16 protein-coding genes are annotated in these 19,081 nt (G+C 48.9%); 15 read left to right on the top strand and 1 reads right to left on the bottom strand.

What is annotated here, in order from left to right; translation table 11 throughout:
• Positions 1-46: 46 nt before the first annotated feature.
• Genes MHB49_RS25345 through MHB49_RS25315 form a run of 7 tightly spaced genes read left to right on the top strand, consistent with a single transcriptional unit; the run spans position 47 to position 7,458 of the window.
• Complete coding sequence (locus tag MHB49_RS25345) at positions 47-928, top strand: carbohydrate ABC transporter permease (protein WP_405153423.1); 882 nt, start codon at positions 47-49, stop codon at positions 926-928.
• A 26-nt stretch (positions 929-954) separates the two neighbouring features.
• Complete coding sequence (locus MHB49_RS25340; protein WP_405153422.1) at positions 955-1,773, top strand: carbohydrate ABC transporter permease; 819 nt, start codon at positions 955-957, stop codon at positions 1,771-1,773.
• Positions 1,774-1,801: 28 nt separating this feature from the next.
• Positions 1,802-3,355: a DUF4127 family protein gene (locus MHB49_RS25335; RefSeq protein WP_405153421.1), complete on the top strand. Its 1,554-nt coding sequence runs from the start codon at positions 1,802-1,804 to the stop codon at positions 3,353-3,355.
• Positions 3,356-3,372: 17 nt separating this feature from the next.
• A complete protein-coding gene (locus MHB49_RS25330) occupies positions 3,373-4,080 on the top strand; it encodes an N-acetylmannosamine-6-phosphate 2-epimerase (protein ID WP_405157237.1) in 708 nt (235 codons plus the stop codon).
• Positions 4,067-4,894 carry a MurR/RpiR family transcriptional regulator gene (locus MHB49_RS25325; RefSeq protein WP_405153420.1) on the top strand — a complete coding sequence of 276 codons (828 nt, stop codon included), beginning with the start codon at positions 4,067-4,069 and terminating at the stop codon, positions 4,892-4,894. Before MHB49_RS25330 ends, MHB49_RS25325 begins: the two co-directional genes overlap by 14 nt.
• 28 nt (positions 4,895-4,922) lie before the next feature.
• Entirely contained in the window at positions 4,923-5,876 is a 954-nt protein-coding gene (locus MHB49_RS25320) for an ROK family protein (RefSeq protein ID WP_405153419.1), read from the top strand.
• Complete coding sequence (locus MHB49_RS25315; protein WP_405153418.1) at positions 5,866-7,458, top strand: FAD-dependent oxidoreductase; 1,593 nt, start codon at positions 5,866-5,868, stop codon at positions 7,456-7,458. The genes MHB49_RS25320 and MHB49_RS25315 overlap by 11 nt, the downstream gene beginning before the upstream one ends.
• A gap of 395 nt (positions 7,459-7,853) precedes the next feature.
• Here the strand turns inward: MHB49_RS25315 and MHB49_RS25310 are convergent, their stop codons facing one another.
• Positions 7,854-9,920 carry a VWA domain-containing protein gene (locus tag MHB49_RS25310; RefSeq protein ID WP_405153417.1) on the bottom strand — a complete coding sequence of 689 codons (2,067 nt, stop codon included), beginning with the start codon at positions 9,918-9,920 and terminating at the stop codon, positions 7,854-7,856.
• A 579-nt stretch (positions 9,921-10,499) separates the two neighbouring features.
• Between MHB49_RS25310 and MHB49_RS25305 the strand changes: the two genes are divergently transcribed.
• From MHB49_RS25305 to MHB49_RS25270, 8 genes are all read left to right on the top strand, one after another.
• Positions 10,500-12,668 carry a transcriptional regulator gene (locus tag MHB49_RS25305; RefSeq protein WP_090903662.1) on the top strand — a complete coding sequence of 723 codons (2,169 nt, stop codon included), beginning with the start codon at positions 10,500-10,502 and terminating at the stop codon, positions 12,666-12,668.
• Positions 12,669-12,850: 182 nt separating this feature from the next.
• Positions 12,851-13,276, top strand: coding sequence for a hypothetical protein (locus MHB49_RS25300; RefSeq protein WP_056695746.1), 426 nt, complete (start codon positions 12,851-12,853; stop codon positions 13,274-13,276).
• A 125-nt stretch (positions 13,277-13,401) separates the two neighbouring features.
• A complete protein-coding gene (locus MHB49_RS25295; RefSeq protein WP_405153416.1) occupies positions 13,402-13,863 on the top strand; it encodes a J domain-containing protein in 462 nt (153 codons plus the stop codon).
• A gap of 42 nt (positions 13,864-13,905) precedes the next feature.
• The gene (locus MHB49_RS25290) at positions 13,906-14,457 is read left to right on the top strand and encodes an FHA domain-containing protein (RefSeq protein WP_109999025.1); all 552 of its coding nucleotides are present in this window, start codon (positions 13,906-13,908) and stop codon (positions 14,455-14,457) included.
• Positions 14,458-14,499: 42 nt separating this feature from the next.
• Positions 14,500-15,033 carry an FHA domain-containing protein gene (locus MHB49_RS25285; protein WP_072734549.1) on the top strand — a complete coding sequence of 178 codons (534 nt, stop codon included), beginning with the start codon at positions 14,500-14,502 and terminating at the stop codon, positions 15,031-15,033.
• A complete protein-coding gene (locus MHB49_RS25280; protein ID WP_240321576.1) occupies positions 15,018-15,899 on the top strand; it encodes a PP2C family serine/threonine-protein phosphatase in 882 nt (293 codons plus the stop codon). The genes MHB49_RS25285 and MHB49_RS25280 overlap by 16 nt, the downstream gene beginning before the upstream one ends.
• Positions 15,900-15,939: 40 nt before the next feature.
• Positions 15,940-17,784 carry a serine/threonine protein phosphatase gene (locus MHB49_RS25275; protein WP_405153415.1) on the top strand — a complete coding sequence of 615 codons (1,845 nt, stop codon included), beginning with the start codon at positions 15,940-15,942 and terminating at the stop codon, positions 17,782-17,784.
• On the top strand, positions 17,784-19,076 hold the full coding sequence (locus MHB49_RS25270) for a normocyte-binding protein (RefSeq protein ID WP_405153414.1): 1,293 nt from the start codon (positions 17,784-17,786) through the stop codon (positions 19,074-19,076). Before MHB49_RS25275 ends, MHB49_RS25270 begins: the two co-directional genes overlap by 1 nt.
• Positions 19,077-19,081 lie beyond the last annotated feature (5 nt).

The following is a 19,081-nucleotide window of genomic DNA, read 5'->3' as shown; positions in this document are numbered from 1 at the left end:
AGGGGGAGTACTCCCCCTCGATCCTAAAAGAGAGGGAGGCGTAGCCGTGTACAAGGCGATTCGATCCGAATCTTTTGCTGCATGGGCGTTTATGGCACCGGGATTGTTGTTTCTGGCGGTTTTTACTTTTTGGCCAATTATTTACGGGATACCCCTCTCACTAACGGATTATTCTGTCATCACGGAGACGCATTTTGTCGGTCTGGATAACTTCACCCGGGCCTTTCAAGATCATAATTTCCTGACTTCGCTGTGGAATTCGTTGGTGTATGTGCTGGTTGTGCCGGTGATTCAAATCATCTCGATCCTTATGGCCATTCTGGTTAACAGTCGGATTCCGGGCGTCAAAATGTTCAGGGCTGCCTACTACATACCGGTTGTAACTTCCATGGTCGCAGTGGCGCTGATCTGGAGCTGGCTGCTGGGCAATAACGGCGTAGTCAATTACCTGCTGCTGAAGGTTGGTATTCTCAGTGAACAGATCTCCTGGCTTTCCACGAGCAGTACGGCGCTGTATGTGCTGATGTTCATCACCATGTGGAAGGGTCTCGGCTATTACATGATGCTCTATCTGGCTGGGCTTCAGGGAATTCCGGCAGATCTGTACGAAGCCGCCAGGGTGGATGGAGCAGGACCGCTGAGACTGATTATTCATGTGACGCTTCCGCTGCTACGGCCGCACATTCTCTTTTGCACCGTAATTTCGGTGATGGGTGCCGTTCGTGTATTCGATGAGGTCTATATTCTCACCAAGGGCGGGCCGGGAACGTCCACGCTGACCTCAAGCGTATATATTTTCCAAAAAGGGCTGGAGCAATTCAATTTCGGGTATGCTTCGGCGCTTGGGCTGATCGTCAGTGTGATGGTAGCAGCGCTCAGTGTGTTGGTGTTCCGGCTGAACCGGAGAGGCGGGGTGAATACCTATTGATTCGGCGTACGCTTTCGTCTAAAAAAATGAAAAAAGTCCTTCGTCATTTGATCATTTATGTACTGTTGATTTTGCTCGCCCTGTTTATGATGGGTCCTTTTCTGTGGCTGCTCAGCGTATCGCTGATGCCTGGTCGTAATGTGTTTGCGAACCCACCAGCCATTCTACCAACCTTCATCGCTTTCGATAACTACGTGCAGGTGTGGGAGTTCATGGATTTTCCACGCTACATCATAAATACGGTGGTGATTACGCTCCTTGGGGTAGTGTTTAACATCTTCTTGTCCTGCCTTACGGCGTATCCACTCGCGACCTTTCGGTTCAGGGGACGTAATCTGGTGTTCACGCTGCTAATCTCGACCATGATTATTCCGTCGGCAACGGCGATGATTGTGCATTATTTAACCATTCAGGCGTTTCACTTGGGCAATACGTTTCTTGGTGTTGTGCTTCCGGCCGCAGTATCGGTATTTAACATCTTTCTGATGCGACAAACGTTTCTGGGCATACCGACGGATATTCGGGATTCTGGCAAAATGGATGGAGCCTCCGAATTCCGTATCTTCGTGCAGCTTGTCATGCCATTGGTCAAACCAGGGGTTGCTGTCATTGGTTTGCTTGAAGTCATGGCATTCTGGAACAATTTCCTGTGGCCGATTGTGGTGCTGGATGATCCGCAGAAATATCCGCTGGCTGCGGCCCTGACGTATCTGAACGGCCAGTTCTCGTATAATTTTGGCTGGATTGCCGCCGGCACCATGATCTCGGTGCTGCCGATTATCGTCGTGTTCCTTTTCACCCAAAAATACTATATGGAAGGCATCGCCGGAGCGATTAAAGGATAGAAAAACGACTGAAAGGGTGATGGCATTCATGCCGAAGCAGTATAAGCTAACGTTTGTTCCGTTAGATGAACGGCCTTGCAATTATGAGTTTCCTTATTTGTTGGCACAGGGAACGGAATTCGCAGTGGAGCGTCCGCCACTAGAAATCATGGGCCTGAAAAAGCGCCCGGGCGATGTGGAGCAGCTATGGACCTGGTTTGAGGAGAGCTGTGCAGGGGCAGATGGAGCAATCGTTGCCTTGGATACGTTGCTCTACGGCGGGATTATTCCTTCCCGGCTTCATCAGTTGGAGCCGGATGAACTGACGGCCCGGCTGGAGCGCCTTCAGGGGATCAAGCAGCGGTACCCGCAGCTAACTCTGTATGCGTTTCAACTGATTATGCGCTGCCCGCAATATTCCTTGTCAGATGAGGAGCCGGATTATTACGCCGACTGGGGACGGGAGATTTTTCGCAAAGGTTTCATCAGCCATCGGCTGGAGCTGGGGATTGCGACGGATGAGGAGATCCGCGAGCTGGCCGATATCGATAACCGTCTACCAATGGAAGTGCTGGAAGATTACCTGGGACGCAGGGCGATAAATATTGAAGCCAACAAGCAGGTGCTGGCTCTGGTCAAGGAAGGAATTATAGACTTCATGATTGTGCCGCAGGATGATTCGGCGCCTTATGGACATACAGCCAAGGATCAGGAGAAGGTGCGAGCCCGGATTACCGCCCTTGATCTGGAACTCAAGGTCTACATGTATCCTGGTGCGGACGAAGTTGGTTGCGTATTGCTCACCAGAATGATGAACAAGGCTCGCGGCCGGATGCCGCTGGTGTACCCACGATTATCATCGGTTCAGGGGGCGTTTGTTACCCCGCTATTCGAGGACCGTTTCTTCTATGAGACGCTAAAATATCAGATTTTGGCCGCAGGTGGGTTGATTGTACCCAGTGCGGCTGAAGCGGATCTGGTGCTGTTGATTAGCACACCCGGAGAGACGATGGCGGAAGCGGTGTCGCAGCAGCATTCTTTTTACAGCTATGATGTATACCGGAACCTGATGGAATTGGTGGAATATGGGCACTTCCTGCTCAGGAGCAAGAAGAAGCCGGTGGCTGTAGCGGATGTGGGATATGCCAATGGTGGGGATCAGAAGCTGGTCAAGATGCTGCGGCAAAAAGACATGTTATTTGATCTGGCTGGATACGCGGCCTGGAATACCAGCTCCAACTCACTTGGAACCGTCATTTCGCAGGCCTTGATCTATCTGATCTATGGTCGTACACAATCTCATCTTGATTTCCTCGCCCTCCGCTATGCTGAGGATGTCTGCTATTGTTCAGTCGTTCGGGGAGAACTTAGCAATGGCCCGGTGCAGGAGATGGGTTATGGCAAGTACTTACTGGATGGATCTCGTGGTTTAGTTGCCGCCCGAGTAGAGGAAAGGCTGCGTCAAGAGCTTGCTGTACGGATCGATAGTGCAGCGGGGAGCATCCAGATTACCGACTGTTATATGCCGTGGAACCGGATGTTCGAAGTCGGTCTGTCTGTACAATTCGTACCATCCAACCCAGGTAAGGAAAGCAGAATATAAGAGAGAGGGTGAGAACCCTGACAAAGAGAGTGCTGGAGAAACTGCATTTGGGGCTGATCGTTTCCTGCCAGGCGCTGGCTGATGAACCGCTGCATGGCGCGGCGATGATGGCCCGTATGGCGGCTGCTGCGGAGGAAGGAGGGGCCGCGGGTATTCGGGCGAATGGGGCAGCAGATGTACGTGCGATCAAGCAGACCGTCTCATTGCCGGTTATTGGCATCGTGAAGCGCAATTACCCAAATTCTGCTGTATATATCACCCCAACTCTCAGAGAAATTGACGAGCTGCTAGAGGCCGGAGCGGATATCATTGCATTTGATGCGACCCGCCAGAGCAGGCCGAAAAATCATACATTGGAGCAAATCACCGCCTATCTGAACGCAAATGGGGTAGTTTCCATGGCAGACATCTCCATTCTGGAGGAAGCTTTATATGCTGAGTCACTTGGAGTCAGCTGTGTTTCGACTACACTATCGGGTTATACACCGTATTCGCGACAGCAGGAAGGGCCTAATTTGGAGCTGCTGGGAATGTCCGCACAGCGGTTGAAGATTCCGGTCATTGCCGAAGGGCGGATTAGTAAACCCTTTCAGGTAGAAGAGGCGCTTGATCTGGGGGCATACGCTGTTGTGGTGGGCTCAGCAATAACCCGGCCACAGCTAATTACCCGACAGTTCGCAGCAGTGACCAGAAAAGCGAGGATGAAGAGTAATGGAGATGAATGACCGAATTAATACGTATTATCCTTCCATGACCAAGTCGGAGCAGAAGGTGGCCAGGTGCGTACGGGACAATCCGGATAATATCATCTATTTTTCTGTGACTGAGCTGGCTGATTTTGCTGGTACCGGAGAGACCACGGTGATGAGATTCTGCCGTAAAATCGGGTTTAGAGGTTATCAGGATTTCAAGCTGATGCTGGCTCAAGGACTGCCGAAACGGCAGAACCAGCCAGACGGCGAGCAGGGAGAGGACGATTATGCCGACCATTTATATGCTTCGATGGTGGGTGTGCTGCAATCCAGCCTGGGTATGTTGGATCGCAACCAGTTGGAGCAGGCGGTGAAGTGTCTGGACAGCGCACGACATGTGCAATTCTTCGGCGTGGGCTCGTCAGGCATTACCGCCATGGATGCCAAGAACCGCTTTCTGCGTATCGGGCGGCGTGCGGAAGCGAATTCCGACAGCCATATTCAGTCCATGATGGCGGTTACGATGGGAGAAGGTGACGTGGCTTTTGGCATCAGCGTGTCAGGCAGTACGCTGGATACCAACGATATGCTGATGAAGGCCAAACAAAACGGGGCTAAAGTGATCGCCATGACGAACTATGCCAAATCCCCCATCGCTTCGATTGCGGATATCTTGCTCTTGACCGCCGGGAAGGAATCTCCCCTCGAGGGAGGCTCGGTAGGAGCCAAAATCTCTCAGCTGTTTATTATTGACTTGCTCTGTCAGGGACTGGAGCGACAGCATGCAGAAGAGACCAAAAAAATGAAGGAATTAACGGCCAGGGCGGTTATCGACCGTATTTATTGAAGGGATTGTGTGATTAGGGGGAAAGCAGATGCTGCAGGTCATTGGCGTGGATATAGGAGGCACAGGCATCAAGGGGCTTGTAATCAATGAAGCCGGAGTTGTTCTGGTGAAAGCTACGTGTGCAACAGAGGCCCGGTTAGGTCGGAAGGCCATACTTGGCCAACTGCGCGAGTTAGTAAGTGAACTGTTGTCTAGCTGTGGAGAAGTGAAGGCACTGGGTATCGCCTCGGCAGGAAGGGTGAATGTGAAAACGGGTGAAGTGATCCACGCAACGAGCAATTTACCTGGCTGGCAGGGAATGCCGCTGACAGAGTGGGCAACAGCGGAATTTGGCCTGCCTTCGACTGCCGATAACGATGCCAATGCTGCACTGCTTGGCGAGGCATGGCTTGGTACCGGTCGCGGTATGCAGAACCTGGTTATGTTGACACTCGGAACCGGGGTAGGTGGAGCCAATATGGCATTTGGCAGGATGCTGCGGGGTGCAGACTGGCGCGGTGGGGATTGGGGGCACAGTGTGCTGGTGCCTGACGGTCGGCCTTGCAATTGTGGCAAACGCGGCTGTGTGGAACAATACATTTCCGGTAGTGCATTACTGCGGCTTGCGCTGGAAGAGAAGGGCAACACGTATACTCATGGACGAGAGATTATGACCGCTGCAGGCCAGGGAGAAGCAGCGGCCCTATACATTCTGGAGCGTTACATAGCTGATTTGGCCTTGGTTATTGCAAATATAGCTGCCTCGGTAGATCCGGAATTGATTATTATTGGCGGCGGAGTGACCCAAGATCAGGCTATATGGTGGCCGATGCTTACCACAAAGCTGCACAGTGTCGGGTTAACAGACCGGGTTTCAGTAGCTGAACTTGGTAACTGGGCGGGCTGTTTCGGGGCGGCGCAGCTGGCCTTGGAACGTCTGCGTGAGGACGGCGTTGGCTGGTCTGAAGGCAGTGACAGGGAGGAGACAAAGCATGGGAATTGAAAGGGAGAAACGCAGTGATATCGTCATTATTGGCGGTGGTCTTGGCGGGACAGCGGCTGCACTGGCTGCAGCCAAGGCAGGGCAACGGGTGCTTTTGACGGAAGAGACGGACTGGCTCGGCGGTCAATTAACATCACAGGCGGTGCCGCCGGATGAGCACCGCTGGATTGAACAATCTGGCAGTACAGCATCGTACCGTGAGTTCCGCAGCCGGGTCAGAGATTACTACAAACGGAACTACCCGCTTACGGATGCTGCCAAGAGCAACCCTGTTCTCAATCCCGGTAATGGTTGGGTGAGCCGCCTGGCACATGAGCCGAAGGTCGCGCTTGCCGTTTTGCATGAAATGTTGGCCCCTTACGTGAATACCGGCCGGATCGAGGTGCTCTATCATACCGTGCCAGTTCATGTGGCTACAGCAGGTGACAGAGTGACAGGTGTGACTGTGCGTGAAGGGAATAGTGGGGGAATGTGTACGCTCCGGGGTGCCTATTATCTGGATGCCACAGAATGCGGCGATCTGCTTCCCCTTGCCGGAGTAGAGCATGTAAGTGGGGCGGAATCTCGACGGGATACGGGTGAGCCACATGCCCTGGAAGATGCGGACCCGCTAGACATGCAGTCGATTACCCATGTGGCGGCTGTGGATTATGTGGCGGGTGGAGACTTCACGATCCCTCGTCCGAGGGATTATGATTACTGGCGTCAGTATGTTCCCTCGTTCTCACTGTATCCGATCCTGAGCTGGTACGCTTCGGATGCCAATGATACCTCCAAGCTGAAGGAGTTCACGATGTTCCCGAATGATCAGGGCATAACCTCCCTGTGGGATTATCGGCGGATCGTTGACCCGGCTATCTGGACAGACCCACTGAATGATGGTGAAGTCACGCTGCTCAACTGGGCACTGAACGATTATTACGCCTGGCCAATCATTGGCGTATCGCCGGAGGAACGAGAGCGGCATCTGGAAGGGGCGAGGCAGCTAACCCTATCCTTGGTATACTGGCTTCAGACAGCAGCTCCCCGCCTGGACGGCGGACAGGGTTATCCGGGCGTAAGGCTGCGTGGAGATGTGCTCGGTACAGAGGATGGTCTCGCAAAAGCCCCGTATATTCGGGAATCACGGCGAATACGAGGCGTATATACCATTACTGAACAGGATGTGAGCAAGGAATTGCGCGGATCAGAGGGAGCCAAACGTTACGAGGACAGTGTGGGTGTCGGCAGTTATCATCTGGATCTCCATCCAACAACGGTGAGCCAGCGAACCTTCTATATTCCGAACCATCCCTATGAGATTCCCCTGGGCTCGCTGATCCCGGTGCGAGTCAAGAACTTGCTCCCAGCTTGTAAAAATATCTCCATGACCCAGATCGCGAACGGTTGTTACCGGCTGCATCCCACCGAATGGAATATTGGCGAGGCTGCCGGCACCCTTGCCGCTTATGCGATTGCACAGCAAGTTGAGCCCTCCGAGGTGAGGGCTTCGGCGGAGCATCTTCATGCCTATCAGGCACAGCTGATTCGACAGGGTGTTCAGCTTCATTGGACAGATGCGGAGCTGGAAGGGGAGTGTTAGACAGACGTCTGGTAGAAAATCTCTATAATAGCTATACACTTGCATATTAGAGATAACAAGGGGATAAAAAGGGGCTGTCTCAAAAGGAATTCCGCCTCGCTCCAAGCGCTAACGAACCTACCGCACCTTAAAAGGCAGATCATCAACGGTTGCAAGATTTAACGAACCTCAGTAACGCTTTTTCGTCATAAAAGGGCTTCAAAACCTAAAAAATCAAGTGAATCGACGAAATAACGTCTCTGTAATTCGTTAGATCTCAGATCTGGGCAAATGGGAGCGAATAGCGTGTGTCAGGTTCATTAAAACAAAATAACACTAAAAGAGGATGCCCCCGTCATATTCATGACTTATGGGACATCCTCTTCTGTTAGTGGATTAGCTCTTCAACACTCCGATTATCCCATGGCCTGCTGTGGGTCTTTCTTTTGTCCTACATAGATATTGGTACTTGGTTTGATGGCTTTGTACCGAATTTCAATCTCCGTGACTCCATCCTCAAACGTAATATACAACTTTTCATTATACTCCAGAGCTGCTGTATGTCTGGGCTTCACTGGTGTTCGTCCCCGAACGACTGTGCAGTTCGTATCATGCCGTACCAATAACGTTTCCTTTTTACCAGCCTCCAGCCAGATTCGTCCTGACTCCGGTACCTTAACCCCAATGTCCATACGATCAAATAGTTCACTGAGACTTACTTTCCGTCGCTCCAATGAAGTCAGTGGCCAATTCGTCACGGGAATATCTTCTCCGTTTGCAGTGGCCAGGAAGTATCCTTCCAATCTTCCGCGAAATACAGGTTTTGGTTTCAGCACGAACCAATACAGGGAGAAGATTCCCCCGGCTGCGAGGAGACCGAGTCCCGTATATAGCAGTACCTTTTCGCGTAAAGAATGAATTTTCAACTGGATGTCTGCGGTTACACTCGCGCCTTCGGAATCCGTTGCGGTCACTTTGATAGATGAACTACCGGTGTGAAGTGAAGACCAACGCAGTATATTGCCTTCAATGACGGCATCTCCGAGTTTGCTCTCACTCCCACCTTCTGCGAGGGCATACGTTAATGGATCATTATTGGCATCTTTAAAATAGTTGCTTAGGTCAACCTCTGTATTGCTATCGTCTTTGGATAACACCATGGACTCCCCGGTTGCTACGGGGGCCTGATTCGTAATATCTACTTCAACGGGAGTGATCTCCCGATAAAAGTCAGGACCATCAATTCGAAGACTCCATGTGTATAGATCCGATTTTGGAAAAGTGTATTTTCCCATAAATCCGCTGCCTGTATTGTTCAAAGGGATATGCTCTGTTTTCCCATCAGACGGGGTCACAATGAGTTCTGCTTCAAGTCCCTTGTAAACATTCAAATCCTGAATGGGTTTAGGGTCCACAGCCTGATCGTAGAGAGAGGCTTCAAATGTGATGCTTTTCCCCTTTACGGGCTGTTCCGTTGCCATATGTGCAACCGCAGACACGTTATAGTTTCCAAGTAGGTTGATCTTCACCAAATCTCCGCTGCGCCCCTTGAATTTCAGCTTGAACTGTCCTTTGACCGGACGAATGATCTTCATTAGAGCATATTTATCAGATCGGATGAAGCTGACATTGCTGGACTGATAATAGAGCTGAGCTTCAGAGACAGCATGATCAGAGAGCATGATAATGTTGGCATCCGCCATGCTTGAATTGGGAATGTCCACAGTTACCTCCTGCATTGCCCCTGTTGCTGTTACTGCCGCCACAGATACAAGAACAGATTGAATCTGATCTGCAAAAATCCGGTTGAAAATTTCAGGCAAGTCGTCTGCACTTCCCGTGATAAAGGAAGATCCACCCGTCTCCTGAGCTATCCGCTCCAGTTCAGCGGGGTTAACCGTACCATCGCGGTTTAGTCCGACGGTATAGATTGGATAATTAGCTTTTTGAGCCATTTCAATCACCTTGTCTACATCTTTGGAAGAATCAGCTGGTGTTCTGCTCGACGAGCCACGCAAATCCGTTTCCCCGTCAGAAAGCAAAATCATAAAGGGCTTTCGTTTGTCCGTCTGGGACTGTTCAAGCAAGCTCGCACCTCGGCGCAAGCCAAGTCCAAGATCGGTATACCCTGAGCGTTTTAATCCATCAACACGACTACGAAGGTTATTTCGTGCCCCAGAGGATGATATATCCATTAGAGGTACGGATGAAGTGATTTGATCATTATAAGCTACGAATCCCAATCGGGTCTTAGGTCCACTACTCATATCCATAAACATATGTATAACTTCTTCGGCGATGCGATCTTTGTCGGTCTCATTCATAGAGTAGCTAACATCCAGGACAAACATGGCATCGAGCCCTTCATACGCGTGGGTCTTGACAGATGATTCCGCGTACATGCTGCCAATGTTCCCTGCTGGAATTAAAATGCTAATCATCAATAGGGAAAGCAGTATTTTTTTGCATTTAATTAATATCATGTGAGGCTTCGAATCTCCTTTCTGGTTTGAAAAACTTCGGTTCACTTGTTGGGGAATATTAAATTTCTTTGAAAAACTTTTGATTATTCACGATATAACTCCGTTATGCGTAGTTTTCATTAATTAAGAATAATGCAACACCGCATACTTTCAGTATTTTTACTCTTGATTAGGGGGAAAACCCCACTAGTCTTAAATCATTGAACATCATCCAAATTATAGGATATTCTATATCATCGGCATGATTCGTAAGGAAGTGAAGCGAATTCCAAAAATTAGTTCTATAGGTATATCGAAGGTTGTAAAATGAGCTTTTAGACCTATAGTGGGTAATATTGACAAAACATATCGCTGATGATTAAGATGAATTCCATAAATCTCCAAAGCAAACGGCATAATCTGGTGCATAAGTTCCAGTCGTATGTTGACAGCTCGTTCTATTGGTCTTGTGTTTGCTGGGAGTAGTGATTCTCCTGGATCATGACCGAAGGCTGATAGAGACGTGCGGAGTGTCAAAAATTGATGGAGGGGGGGAAGCATTCGCCCGAATGGATTATCATCTTGGCGGATGTTGCCTGAATGGACATTATTAATCAAACGAACCGAACGATGCTTTTTGAAGAAATCAATCCCGAGAAGTTGGACTTGATCACCATTGTTGGTGATGTGAAGGGCATCGACAGTCTGAGTGACGATAAGATCAAGGAGATTAATGAACATTTGCTTGTTCGCAGCTTCGATGAGTTCCTGGACAAGTTCTCACCTAGCGTGTACTCCTTTTTCAATGCGGTAAACCAGAAAGTCATGTATACGCTTAAAAAGCCGGAAGGTATCCCGGACGAAGCGATCTCGGAGATCAAGATCGACCATAGTAACGACTTTCTGAGAATGCTGTTCACCCTGATTGATACCAAGCGCAGTCAAGGTATTACGAACGTTGATTTCAAGTTTGAAAATCTGCTCGATATGATTTCACCGAAAAAAGTTATGGATGACATTCGTCAGGTACGGAAGGAAATCCATTACATGTATGGTCAGCATGAGAAGCTGGATGACGGCGATCCGAAGAAGCTGGATATCGGAGATAAGCTGAACGTCATGTTTGAAGATGCAAGCCGGAACTATAACAATGTCATGGCCATGCTTCCACTCGCCATTGAAGATATTAAGACCCGTTTGTTGCTGGGCCGTGCACAAGAAGAAACTTCTTCAGAAGCGATTCAGGTAGGGCAACTTACGATTGGTGAGAGCGGAGAATTGAAAATTATCGAAGCTCCGAAGAGTGATAACAACGAGCTGATGCTTCTTGATGAAGCAACAAGCACTGATTTGACGCAAGTATTTGCCGAAGATTACGATTCACTTTCCGAGACACCTTCGCCATATGTACAGGATCTGGTGGTCCGCACATTCTGCCCGCTTCCTGCGGTACAGTCCGAAGTGGATACTGCTGTTGAAGTGCAGAATTACAATACATACCTGGAGTTTTACAAAAACGCCAAGGATGATTTTGTGAAAACGGTAAAACCGTTGGTTGAGAAAATATTGGGTGTCAAAATGTTCTTTGACCAATATGCGATTAAGAATAAAGGCATGCTTCCTTCCATGCTGATCTCCAATGCCAAACTGGATATGCTCGTCAAGAGCAGTAATATTCCGCGGCTTGAGACATATCTCAACACTGTCAACGCGAAGAATGATTTTACCGACACCATCTGGTTTGGTATCGTTCCTTCCGTAGAATTGGAAAATACAGGCCAAGTTAAAGTCAGCCGTACCCGTTTCCGTGGTAACGAGAAAGTGGTTAAACAAGACGGAAACAGCATGGAATCTCTGGCAATGCTCTTGCAAGTCGTTAAGGATTACAAGGTGCAGGTGTTCTTCAGCTTTGAATCCGGGGAAGAAACCACCTTCAGCAGCATGGCTACCGCAGGTATTGATAAGTATATCGATAAATGTTCAGTGTTGACCCGTAAGGAATACAGCGAATTTGCCATTCCGAGTGCTCCAAACTTCACGATTATTCCCAAGGAGAAGTCGGGAGTTGTTATCGACAGTCGCATGCTTCAGACGGAGAATGGTGTGGAACTTTCCAAGGAGAAGGAAGACATTCTGAAACTGTGGATTGAAGGCGTGTATGTTGGAGCGTCCTATGTATCTGCAGGGATTGTTGCTGCGTATCAGTGTCCGGAATACCTGAAAGGGGCTTTCAAGAACGTCAACCGTGATTATCCAGGTGTGCGTTTTGACATTGAGGCAGGGGACAACAGCTTGCGTGTTGTAACAACGATGACCAAAGAAATTTCCGGATTTACAAATACCATCAAGGATTTGATTAACCGAAAAAACTTTGGATTTATTTTCTCATCGGAAAATGCCCAAATCCAGGATAGCGACATCAAACGGATCACGGTCTATAAAGCGAGAAGCATGGCGATGTCCGAAGATGGTTTCGATTCCTTGTACAAAACACTTGTAAGTACTTACATTGAGCGCTTGCTCCGTTTCCAAACCGGTGATTTCAAGCATGAAAATATCGTCAAATTCTTCAGCAACAATCCGAGCAGTCAGAAGAGCCGGTGGCTGGGAACTCGAGGGTCGATCAATTCGATCATTCAGGAAGGCGACGACATGAGCTTTATCATCGATGAAAAGAGCAATATGTGCCATATTGACCTGGTATTTAACGGCAACGTGAAGAACCTGGAGGTTATGATTACCAAAGGCACCAGTGCGATGAAAGTGTAAGAAAACCATTTGAACAAGTCTGATTATTAAATATGATTCATCAAACAACGTATTATAGACATTTATTTTGGTGTTAGAGGCAGACTTCATCGTCTTGCCTTTATACATATATTCCGGTACCTCTCCCGAGATGGGGAGCATACCGGGCACATTTTTTCCTAATCTTAAGGAGGTTTTTATTAATGGGTTTTGTATTGAAAGTAGAAGGCGCAGAAACAATCGAATTGGGAATGGATAATATCCGTACAGTTGTGTATGACACGGATACACCAGATGATTCCAACGCTAGATCCACAGATGTAGGCGCAACACTTCGCATCAGCGGCAAAATTATCACTGCAACCGACGGTGACAATGCAGATGACACAATGAAACTTGCTTTGTGGTCCCTCGTGCCTGCTGAAAAAGCGGATTGTTACCGCAAAGTAACCCTGGAAGTGGTTGCAGCAGATCAAGTGGTACGCAAAATTTACATGCCTAACGCATTTGTTGTGGATTACACAGAGCGTTTCGGTGATACCGAAGGCGTAGGTGAATTCAGCCTGTTCATCAAACAGAAAAAAGACAAAACTGAATTCACTAAAATTGAGGGCGGCTTCCCTGTATAAAAGGGAACAACTGTTGTCTTGGGCCAGCTAGTTTTGTCCGAAACAACGCTGTCATGTTAAGGGGCCCTGGTGCCCCTTAATCTTTATTTACGCCCGAATACGGCAGGGAGGCAGGAACGAATACCATGAAAGATTATTATGCCGTGCTTGGTGTAGAACGTGAAGCTTCTCCGGAGCAGATCAAGAAGGCTTATCGTCAATTGGCGAAGAAATTTCACCCGGATGTTAATGGGGGAGATGTACAGGCAGAAGCACGTTTCAAGCAAGTACATGAGGCATACAGTACACTCGGAAATTCCGAGCTTAGAGCAGCTTATGATCAGCAGCTTCGCACTGGACGTAATACAGGTCAAGCGAAGGGATCAGCATTCAATACTGCCAGATCCAGTAAAGGCAATGCGAAGTCTGGGAGTGCAAATGCCGAGAAGGTATGGTCGGATCCGTCGCGGATGCAGGAACAGTTCGAACAATTTTTTGGCTATCACCCCAAAGGCAAGGAAAGTCCAAACGGTGGCAAAGCCGGTCCCAATAAAGGAATGGATATGTCCGCCATGTTTGACCGATATTTCGGAGTTCGAAAAAAGTAGACCGGTAGCTCGTTATGGATCATGCCGGTTCAGGCGGAGGTTATGGAAGTGAAACGAGGAAGGTCGGTATTGACGATGGGGCTTGACGCTTGCGTCGCCGTGATTTCGTTAGCCGTGCTGTATTACATATTTATCATCAACCGGGATATGAGTGCCCAGTGGGTAACTGGAATTATCGTGGTCCTCTCTGGAGGAGCATACCTGTATTTTAAATACATGCCAGCCACCAAGACGGAAAAGAAGAAATTGTCTTCGCGTGTCGTGAAGCTTGTCCTTCTGGACGACGACGGTACAAGTGTGAAGGAATGGTATATTCAGGGCGAAACGAGTGTTTTGATCGGGAAAAGTTCGAAGAACAGCGAGGCTGACATTGATCTGTCCGATACACCCTATGCGTCTCTCATTAGCTCGCAACATGCCGTATTAAATAAAGCCTCGGGTCAATGGTTTATCGAGGATATCGACTCCGCCAGTGGGGTAGGTGTGCGTAAAGGAAATCAAAGCAGAGCATCCAAATTGGAAATCGAAGAACCCAGCCTGATTGAGGCAGGGGACTTAATTTATATTGCCAATACCCGCATTTTGGTGAAATAACGTTGGCGTACATCATACAAGCTTACGGGGGAATGAAACGAAATGAGTCTGACTAGATGTGGAAACGGACATATGTTCAGCACGAGACGGCACGGCAATACATGTCCATATTGCAATCTGGCCGTTGAATCGCCAGCTACCAGTAATGGTGAGGCAGCGGGTGCAGTCCCGCGCGCACCTCGTACGGCAGAGGATGACAGAACGATGCCATACCTGGGCGAAACGACAGGAATCGAACCGGTAACGGGATGGATGGTGTGCATCGAGGGTCCGCAGATGGGCCAGGATTATCGAATAATGGCTGAAAAGAACTTTATTGGACGTTCAGAAGAGATGCATGTTCGCATCCTCGGGGATAACACCATTTCTCGACGTAATCACGCGGTGATTGTGTACGATCCCAAAAAGCGGAATTTCTATTTGCTGCCCGGCGATGCTTCTGGCCTCGCATATCACAATAATGAAGCAGTCTATTCTCCGGTGGAACTGGCTGCCTACGATGTTATTCAATTGGGACGCAGCAAATTCATTTTCATTCCATTGTGCGGTGTGCACTTTGAATGGGAGCAACAGTGAACACCTTCATGATTTTGTGGAACGACAAGGAGCTAACGCCCTACTGGGTTCTTGCGGGTGGCTGTTTGTTGATTTGGTTGCTGTTATTCGCACGAAGCCGGATTCCGGTAAGGCAGCGTGACGATAGACCGGTTGGAGTTCAGATTGGCAATGGGCAGACCATTGGTGCTCGCAATGAACAGGACGATTATTTTGCCTGTGCCGTACAGCCGCATGGTGTACTTGCTGTACTTGCCGATGGGATCAGTGGATTGTCCGGTGGAAAAGTGGCGAGTACGACTGCCGTAGAAACATTTATCCGGGAGTTTGAAGAGCTGGAGCGGTTTCCTGATCCGGAAGAGTTCTGGGATGCTTCTTCCCATGCGGCAAATCAGGCCATTCTTCGTAATTTGCTGGGCGTTCCCGGAGGGACAACATTGGTGTCTGCCATGATCAAGGGCAGGGACCTGTATTGGGGTGCGGTAGGAGACAGCATCTTGGCCGTGTTTCGCAAAGGAGAGCTGCTTGCCATCAATCACAAGCATACCCTGGAAAGTCAACTTGAAGAACAGTATATGTCTGGAGAGATCTCGGAGCAGGAGGCACTTGACAATCCGCAGCGCAAAAGGCTGGTCAACTATTTGGGGTATGACCATTTTAAACAAATGGAAATCGCGGACGAGCCGTTTGCACTGCAGCCGGCGGACAAGATTGTGTTATGCAGTGACGGGGTATACAACTCCCTCACGGAGATGGAACTGGAGACCATTCTGGCGCAAGATATTCCGCCATTTGATGCGGCCCAGGCCATCATTGATTTAATTGAAGAAAAACAGCTCGTGCATCAGGATAACGCCACGATTATCATTTTGGAGCAAGGATGGTAACGGATCGGGCAACGCACAGGGACGGGAAATGGGGAGACGGATGAGGAAGGAGAACAGTGAATTCAAGACGGCTTTTGTCTCAGAGGCGGGGTCTTTCCTGAAAAATCGGGATTTCTACGGCTGCGTTGAACTGGAAGACTGGGCTTGTTATGTCATTGCAGATGGTCTGGACACCGATACGGAAGTGAATAGTGCACAGATCACAGTACAGACCATTCTGGAATCCTTTTTGGAAAAGCCAACCATGTCCAAACGCAGACTGACAGAATATATCAAGATTGCACATGAATGGTTGCAGTATGAAAGCCGCCGAGTCAGGCTCAAAGCGGGATTCGTTATTGTTGTTACGGATTATACACGCATGATGTGGGCATCTGCCGGACATAGCCGCCTGTATCATTTCCGGGGAAATAGGCTTGCACTAAAAAGCAAGGATCATAGTGTAGCTGCCCAACTGGCAGCGGAAGGCCAGATTGCAGAGGATCGTGTGGATCAGCATGATGAACGCGGCAATCTGAATGAATACGCGGGCAAACCTGGCATGATCAAACCGTATGTATCCGATAAGATCAAGCTTGCTGATGGCGATGTGCTTGTTCTATGTACCCCTGGATTATGGGAAGGCGTACAGGATGCCGAGATGATTGATGCGGTGGAAGCTGCGAATGATCCGCAGGCACTGGCGGATATGCTCGAAGAAGTGATGCTCAGCAAGCAACGTTCACGAATCGAGAATTATAGTGCGGCAGCCATCTATGTGAACAAGGTTTTTCATGAAGAACCCAAGAACCGTAAGAAGTGGATTAAACGGATTGCCATCATGTTGGTTATGCTCCTGATTTTTGGCGGAGCCGGCATATTCTACGCGGTGAAAAGCGCAGCCAAAAAAGCCGAACTTGTCGTAGATATGCTGCAATACGAACAGAACGCTGACCAGTACGTGAAGGAACAGGAGTACGCCAAGGCCGTCTCAGATTACAGTCTTGCTCGCAACAATTCGATCAAAGTAAAGGACCCTGTGCACAAAAAGTTGCTGACTTCGAAGATGGCTGCTGCTCAGACATTGGTTGACGGCGAGGCTCATCTGAAAGAAGGAGATATTCCCAAGGCAACCGCCAGTTACACCAAAGCACTGGAATTGTCTGAGTCCTACAATATGTTCAACCGTGAAGTCATTCAGGAACGTTTGGAACAGATGACCACCTTTCAGCAAGTACAAGACTGGATCACCGAGGGCGATCTGAAACTCCAGAACGGAGACTACAGTGGAGCGATCATTTTGTATAAAAGGGCCAGAACAGCGGCTACGGAAACAGCATATAAGGAAGCACTGAAGGAAGTTGCCACCAAACTGGAGACAGCCGAAACCAAACGGGCGGATATCAAGCGCCAATCCAGACAACTTCAGGCCGATACGCTGGAACAGAAGGGTGACCGCTTCAATGAAGCCGGAGATTACAGTGGCGCCATGGATGCCTATGCTTCGGCACAGGAAATTTATCAGGAGATCGATATGTTGGAACGCGTGCTGGCTATGGAGCGGAAAATAAATAAGCTGGATGAGAAACTGAATCCACCTGTACCGGCGGTTGATCTTACTCAGGATGCGGCAGGGTTAGGGACAACAGATACGTCTGGTTTGAACTCGGATTGGACCGGGAATGCGGGAGGAATGAGTGTAGGCAATTCAGTGGGAAGCACTTCTTCCACGGGTAATTCCTCTTCGGCCGGAAGTGGGGCTGCGGATGCTTCCGGCTCCGGGTCTTCTTCGGAGAAAACGACAAGCAATGCTAGCATTAATTCCGCCTCAAAGGCTAAAGGAAGCACCGACACCACCGAGGCTGAAGCGAATGAACAGGAAGCAACGGAAGGAGGAGATTCGTGATGAAAGATATTATTCGTGACCGTCTAAACAAGATGGAGGATCTGGAACAACGTCGCATACTCAAAGACCTCATGACAGGCGTTTTTCTTAATTTGGTCGAGTATCAGGAGACGCTAAACAAACAGATCGAGCAACGGGTGTTTGACGAGGTGGTACCGCTGGAGGAACGCCACGATGTATATGTCACATTATGTCCGCGGGAAGATTTGGACCCCATTCATGAATTTCTGTATCCGATTCTTCCGGAGGATGCTGCACCACAGACTGTTTATTTGAGCGAGGCTTCAGAAGCGCTGGCACGTAAGGAAGAGATGAATTTATTCACGTTCTACATGGAATGTGGGCAACAGGAACTCCAATCCCTGCTGAAAAGTAATCGGACATTCCGCGGGGAGATTGTAACGAGTGAAGGCAGACATGCCATAACGGTTCGGTTGAAATCAAGTACTGCGTATATCTCCAAAATTGAAGAACTGTACCGGGTCTTTCGTAAAAACAGCCTACCATGGAAATCGATTAATGCACCCTATGTGTTCAAATTCGTTGATTGTGTTCTAGTGGGTTCGGACGATGGAGATGCATGGGACAAACAGCATGTGGTCAAAGAACTTTCAATCCATTTGGAGGAGTTTGAGTCATATAAAAGAATGAACATGATCCCCCTATGGAATATTCAGAAGCTTGATATGAAAACAGGTGGATTCCCTGTCCCGGCATCAGACCGCATCAATTATGAACATGTGTTGCCACTCCGCAAAACAGGGACTGAGCACGGATATTTAGTGGATGGAGACGAGTCTCATATTCGGTATATCAAAAGATCGGAAGAAGACATCACCATCGTATCTCCGCTGGAAAAATCTGATTCATGGACGGTGCTGAAAATAGCTGGTCCTGTCGTAACCCGAATTGGCAGAATGGAATTTCCGCTGTTTTCCAACAACAAACGGGAAGGGTTTGCCGGTAAATATGCGCGTCAGGAAGGACGCTCTGTGCGATCCAAAGGGGAGATTGCCCGCATGGTTCATGCTTTCCAGGCAGCGGAGGGATTGGAACTGGAAGATGTGAAAGTGGTTGCACCTGGGCCCACCTTGGGCATCACGTACCCGCTTAATGGATTTGTTAGCGATCATGTCCGTGTTGAGGCAGATAAACATCGAATGATTTTAAGGTTCAGCAAACACGGAATTCAGCCAGGACAGGCTATTTTTCTGGATGATTTGCTGAGCTTTCTGGTATCCGAGATCCAGTTGGCTTTCCCTGAATATCGCTGCGAAGGGGAATGGATGTGAGCTCA

This window comes from Paenibacillus sp. FSL K6-0108 (assembly GCF_045040695.1).
Lineage (GTDB): Bacteria > Bacillota > Bacilli > Paenibacillales > Paenibacillaceae > Paenibacillus > Paenibacillus pabuli_B.
This window is presented reverse-complemented; position numbering and strand designations above follow the sequence as displayed.